Annotated in this window: 2 protein-coding genes; both read right to left on the bottom strand. The window is 33.9% G+C overall.

What is annotated here, in order from left to right:
• Positions 1-527 precede the first annotated feature (527 nt).
• The gene (locus tag AFK68_RS03055) at positions 528-962 is read right to left on the bottom strand and encodes an NUDIX domain-containing protein (RefSeq protein ID WP_094671530.1); all 435 of its coding nucleotides are present in this window, start codon (positions 960-962) and stop codon (positions 528-530) included.
• 10 nt (positions 963-972) lie between these two features.
• Complete coding sequence (locus AFK68_RS03060) at positions 973-2,112, bottom strand: transposase (RefSeq protein WP_246843966.1); 1,140 nt, start codon at positions 2,110-2,112, stop codon at positions 973-975.
• Positions 2,113-2,769: the final 657 nt, after the last annotated feature.

Genomic DNA, 2,769 nt, shown 5'->3' on the forward strand with positions numbered 1-2,769 from the left:
CCCAAACGCTTTTAGCAATGGGATAGAGGGTGTTGTAGTTCACCCCGTTAAGGTAACACTTAATTAAAACTAAGTCAAGGAATATTTTTCTATAGATTTAGTAACTATAATGCACAGCATCAAAAGCTACAGTGCCAAACAAATTCTGAAAATTATGACTCAAATAGTTCAAGTTTGGCAATCAGAAAGATACGATCGCATTGTCAGAAATGACTTATAATTAACAAATATGTGGGAATATATTCGCCAAAATCCTGTGAAAGCAGGATTGTCAGATTCTCCAGAAGGTTATCCTTTTTTTTGGCAGGAAACAGATTTACAAATTTGATAGGAATTACATTAATATTAATCTTCAGTGGGGCGGGCATCCTGCCTGCATAAAAATATTAAGGAACAGGCAATATGTCTATTTCACAAACACAAAATATTTTCCCTGCCTGAAAATATCAGGAACGGGCAAGATGCCCATTCCACAGATACAAATACAAATACAAATACAAATACAACACATTTAAAATAGATATTGGCTATAACGAAGAATTTTGAGACTGAAACTTTTCAATAAGTATTCGAGTATAACTATTCAAAGGATAATCAAAAGCAGTTTCAGGAGTCACCCATTCCCATCGCACAATTTCTTCATTAGGAACAACATCTTCTGCATCGGATTTTGCCCAATAATTAACCATAATAAAATGAGCTTCCTTATAAAATTGTGAGTCCAGTATTGCCTCATGGAACATAGCAAAGCGAATATCATTTAACTTCAACCCCACTTCTTCCATAAACTCCCGCGCCAAAGCATTCTCTAAACTTTCTCCCCAGTCAACCTTTCCCCCAGGTACTCCCCATGTACCATTCCATTTTGTCGTCTCCACAATTAATATCCGATTGGAAGGCCCCTTAACTAAAGCACCAACTGTTACAAGTGGAAATTGTGGCTTAACTGCTGACTTTTCCATAATCTGTAAACTACCCGGCGCTTAAATTCTTTACAGCGCGGGCTTTTGGTAGCCCTAGAACTACTGCACAAGACAGGAATTCTGAACCTCTAGGCTGGTTTACACTCAACCCCAAAGCAGCTATATTTTTGGCACCATTATAATCAGCATCACCTTTCCACCCACAATTCAAGCAGTGGTAGTTTTTACCCTTTCTATATGTAGTTTCTTTTGTCGGACTTATATGCAAACATTTGTGGCAAGTAAGGCTTGTATATGCTGGATTAACTAATATTAATTTCACGCCATGTAACACACATTTATAAGCAAGAAATATTCTGAACTGATAAAAAGCCCAACTATTAGATAATCTTCTTTCTTTCCTGCTTCTTGGTTGCTGATTAGTTCTTTTTCTAATATTAGCTAAATCTTCTATGGCAATTGAATTCTTATTAGTCGCTGCTTTTTTGACTAAATAAGTTGTTATTTCGTGATTAACCTGTTTCTGAAAGCGTCGTTCTTTACCTGATAACCGTTGCTGTAGTTGCCGACATCTTCTCCGACTACTACGAGTGCCTTTAGATGCTTTTCTTTGTAGAACTGCTCTCATTTGATAATAATGATTTCTCTTAGAAGTTATATTTTTACCTGACCATGATTCACCTTCAGATGTTGAGGCTATATCTGTCCTGCCTAAATCAATTCCTATTATTTTATTTGTTGACTTTGGCTCAGGAACAATATGATTAACATGAATATTTATATAGTAAGTTCCATCATTTCTTTTAGTTAAGACTGCTGAAGTAGCCTTACTACCTTTTAATATTCCACGTTGATAATTACCTATTAATAACTCAAACTTTGTGCGCTTACTCAAAAGCTTTAAACTCACAATCCATTTCTTTGTATCTAAACTAAATGTTCTACTGTCGTAATCAACTGATGTTGGTGCAAAAGTTAATTCTTTTTTAATATGATTAGTTATAGAAGTTTTGCGATTAGAACATACTCGTCTAATGGCGTGAATTGTAGTTTGTGCTGATAACTGAAACTTTTCTCTAACTGTATCGTACATTAAAGATTGCATTGCCACATTATTTGTCAGTTTCTGATCACTATTGTTATGAACATACTGACAAGCATTAGCAAATATTTCCATGGTAGCATTCATTTCTTTTACTACTTCTGGGGAAACCTTCAATTTGCAGGATATAGTCGTTATCTGTTTCATTATTATACTATACTTCAAATTGTGAATAAAATCAATAGTGAAACAGATTTTTATTTATTTGTTCTCAAAAATTCCTCCCGACGCTGAATCAGATATTACAGCGCGGGACTCCTTNCATTAGCAAATATTTCCATGGTAGCATTCATTTCTTTTACTACTTCTGGGGAAACCTTCAATTTGCAGGATATAGTCGTTATCTGTTTCATTATTATACTATACTTCAAATTGTGAATAAAATCAATAGTGAAACAGATTTTTATTTATTTGTTCTCAAAAATTCCTCCCGACGCTGAATCAGATATTACAGCGCGGGACTCCTTTTTGAATTTAAGTTGAAGAATTTAGAATGTAGAATGTAGAATTGGTTAATCTTAAGAATGTAGAATTTAGGATTGGTTAATCAAAAATTCTACATTCTCAATAATGAGAGATACTTAACAAATCTGGTTGAATGATTGTTAATCATTTTAAGAATTTAGAATTGGTTAATCAAATAATTGTAAATTCTAATCCATTGAGAATTGGTTAATCAAATCAGGACTTACGCAGAGATACTATATATAGAGTCAAAAAACTATAACGTTTGAGTTTTAAACC

It is taken from the genome of Hydrocoleum sp. CS-953 (assembly GCF_002260545.1).
Lineage (GTDB): Bacteria > Cyanobacteriota > Cyanobacteriia > Cyanobacteriales > Microcoleaceae > Trichodesmium.

Bases quoted from the DNA above. Each gene is read 5' to 3' on its own strand.
- AFK68_RS03055 (WP_094671530.1), bottom strand. From the start codon at position 962: ATGGAAAAGTCAGCAGTTAAGCCACAATTTCCACTTGTAACAGTTGGT.
- AFK68_RS03060 (WP_246843966.1), bottom strand. From the start codon at position 2,112: ATGAATGCTACCATGGAAATATTTGCTAATGCTTGTCAGTATGTTCAT.